The sequence below is a fragment of the Serratia sp. Nf2 genome (assembly GCF_003028435.1).
Lineage (GTDB): Bacteria > Pseudomonadota > Gammaproteobacteria > Enterobacterales > Enterobacteriaceae > Serratia > Serratia marcescens_L.
This window is the reverse complement of the sequence record NZ_PYTW01000046.1, coordinates 1-642: the sequence shown is the minus strand read 5'-3', so window position 1 is coordinate 642 and position 642 is coordinate 1. Positions and strand designations below refer to the sequence as shown.

Here is a 642-nt window from a genome sequence, read left to right as displayed (position 1 = left end):
CTGCTGTGCCATCAATGTCTCCGATTGCCCTGTTCAGGTCAGAGAGGAAGATCTTGCCATTGCCGACCGGCGTTCCACCTTCGAAAAAGACATTGTCGATAGCCGCCGCAATGGCCGTGGTAATGTCGCTGCCAACATGTGAAATGCCGCTGATCTCAAAATCCACCGTCTTGGCCACTGGCGAACAAACGTAAACAAGCGCAGTGACGGGCGCGCGTGGGTAGATGTAATCAGCCACACGCCCCTGATCTCCGGTAGCCTTCTGTGCGCCCCAGTCATCCAGCCGAGAAATACCGTCAGTCCCTACCGGGAAACCGTGATTGGTTTCGTCGTTGCCATCGCACATGATGTAAACACCAACCGTACCTGCCCCCATCAGGCGCCGTTTTACCCAACAACGGGTAACACCGGGTACCGCCAGCGCCCACTGCTCGTAATCTGTATCGCTGCCACCCTGAGGCGGATGTTGATAGGCAAGCAGCATGCGGGCGCGGAAGCTTTCCTGTGTCTCAATATCTGCTCCGCCGGTGGCAGGCTCGAGCATTACGCCGCTGGCATCAATGCCGGGTAGAGAAACATCCAGTGTCAGGGTCGTGCCGGCATCCGCATTGCCGTCAATACCGCCCCCTGTCGGGTCGTCGA

1 protein-coding gene is annotated in these 642 nt (G+C 57.9%); it reads right to left on the bottom strand.

All coding sequences use genetic code 11. The features are described from left to right. Positions 1-642: baseplate J/gp47 family protein (locus C9411_RS25330; protein WP_146158908.1), on the bottom strand; the 642-nt coding region annotated here is incomplete at both ends.